This is a genomic window from Gluconobacter sp. Dm-44 (assembly GCF_018256175.1).
GTDB classification, from domain to species: domain Bacteria; phylum Pseudomonadota; class Alphaproteobacteria; order Acetobacterales; family Acetobacteraceae; genus Gluconobacter; species Gluconobacter cadivus.
The window spans coordinates 1-2,088 of the sequence record NZ_JAERLZ010000041.1 but is presented as its reverse complement, the minus strand read 5'-3'; the positions used below and the strand labels follow the sequence as shown (position 1 = coordinate 2,088).

At 58.4% G+C, this 2,088-nt stretch carries 2 protein-coding genes; both read right to left on the bottom strand.

Translation table 11 applies throughout. From position 1 onward, the window contains the following. Positions 1-614: 614 nt before the first annotated feature. The gene (locus JK213_RS15745) at positions 615-1,070 is read right to left on the bottom strand and encodes a hypothetical protein (protein ID WP_211571899.1); all 456 of its coding nucleotides are present in this window, start codon (positions 1,068-1,070) and stop codon (positions 615-617) included. Positions 1,071-1,122: 52 nt separating this feature from the next. Beyond that, entirely contained in the window at positions 1,123-1,971 is an 849-nt protein-coding gene (locus tag JK213_RS15740; RefSeq protein ID WP_211571898.1) for a DUF932 domain-containing protein, read from the bottom strand. Between the last annotated feature and the right edge of the window lie 117 nt (positions 1,972-2,088).

The window sequence follows — 2,088 nt, the reverse complement described above, 5'->3', positions numbered from 1 at the left end:
GCCCGCCAGGGCTGGCCTGCCCCGCATCCTCTTTCGCCCTACTTCAAAAATAAAGAAAGAAGGCAAGAGAGAAAGAAGGGAAGGCGACCCGTAGGCCGCCCATGATTACCGATCTGCGCCTTTTGGGCGATATGGCTCTGTTTTGATTTCCAGCTTGATGAATGGCGGGATCGAAACTGTCAGTTTCAAACTGACAGCGTTTCGCTTCCAGACCCGGCCAAGTGTGCGAGTCAGAAAGGTGAGCATTGACCGTGCGGCTTCTGAAAGTGTCATAGGTTTCTCCTTGGGTGATCGAAAATCGCAGGGGCATTTTATGCGGTCGCTGTGAGGGGTCTTGCACCCGCAGGGGCTCAGCGAAGCGAAGCAACCGCTTGCGGTTTGCAAGACACCGGCGAGCGCATAGCCTCTGCATCCTGATTTTCGAGAACCCCGAGAGAAACCGGCCATGCCCGCCCGTACGGTGTGCGCTGTTCGCACTCTTGGCCGGATCTGGCGCGCGCTGTATGGCGCGAGTTATCAATCTGGAAATGAGCGGCCAAAGGCCGCACATCATAGGCAGACCGCGCGAGCGGTCTTCCGTTTGCCTGGCCGGGGCATCCCGGCCAGGCCGCGCCTCAAGCCTCCTGTGGGGCCGAGGCTGCCGCGTCCAGCATACGGGCGCGGTCACGCTGCAAAGTGTCAAGCGTGTGAACCAGCGCAAACACGTCGCGTTCTCCTGCGCCGTTGGCGCTGCTCAGAAAGGCTTTTGCTGCCTCTCCTAGACTGGCGAGATATTGCGCGGCTTCGTCATGCGGAATCAGCGTTCTCCGCCCATCTGACGACATGACCGCAATTCCGGTTTCTGTCGTCACGTCGTCCTCTGGCTCGAACGGGTAAACGGCTCCCTCTACTTCGGGGGCCGTTACCGCTGCATCCCGTGGGTAATGGACTTTCCACAGTTTCTCGTCTGACTGTTCGATCAGATCGGAAAGAATAGCGCGCGCGGTGTCCAGATCGGGGGCCGTAACGGCAAAGGTCTGCGCTCCGCTGGTGATCTCGCGCCGGACATAATCAAGATGAAAGACGGGCATTTTCCGCTCCTTCTGAATGGGGCGGCATGTCAGGGACATGCCGCCTTTCCGATTAAGCCGCGTGATCGGACAGCATTTGAGCAAGATGCCAGACGGCCTTGTTCAGCTTAATATCGCCGTCAATGCTCTTGACGGGGCGAGCGGTGACGCGCTTGCGGTTGCGTCCGTCTTCATCCCAACGGAAGCCGGTCATACCGCCACGAATGGCGCTTTCCTGCACGCGATTGGCAACCCGCCAAAGGTCTGCGCCCTGATCCGCTGCGCGGCGTGTGCGGAGATAGCTTTCAGGCGTGAAAGGCATCCGCTCGGCGTCGTCGCCATACTTGGCGATGTGGACAGCCTCGGCAAAGCCCTTCTGCTGCCGCTCGGTGAGGGTCTTGCCGGACCATTCCCCGGCAATCTCAAGGGCTTTCCGGCTCTCGTCCAGAACCGTGTAAGAGCCCTCAATGACCTTATCCGTCACTGTGCCTTTGTGCGGAACGGAAATCTCTGCCAGTCGTGCATCCTGCACCACCATGCCATTCAGGCAGGCAAGGCGCATCATGGCAGCAATGATTTTATAGGCTGATGTGCCATCGTGGGAGTTAAGCAGCGCAACCTCGGGGTAAAGGTCGCCAAGGTTCTCATACATGGGGCCGTGGTCCATGTGCCGGAACCGGATAAGGTGTTTCGTGTAGTCGGCCTTGCCGGGGATACGAGAGTTTCCTTGCCGCGCCATGACCGGGAAAAATCCCTCAGACCGGAGACCGCGCACCACCTCGATGGTGGGAATGTAGGTGTAACGATCGGAACGCGATTCATGCTTTGCCTCGGCAAAAATGCTCGGGGCGAGTTTCTGCAACTGCTCATCGGTGAGCGGCTGAGCGTGACGGTGTGCGCTAACGCGAGAAAGAAAAGACATAGGGTGAGCCTCCTATGGGGTTTCGGAATATGAGGTCGGGGTGGTGTCCCTTCCTCATGTCCTTAATGTATCGCGATACACTAAAGGACGCAAGCAAAAAACGCAGTTTTCCGCGAC

Coding starts and splice junctions, on each gene's coding strand:
- JK213_RS15740 (WP_211571898.1), bottom strand. CDS start 1,971: ATGTCTTTTCTTTCTCGCGTTAGCGCACACCGTCACGCTCAGCCGCTC.
- JK213_RS15745 (WP_211571899.1), bottom strand. CDS start 1,070: ATGCCCGTCTTTCATCTTGATTATGTCCGGCGCGAGATCACCAGCGGA.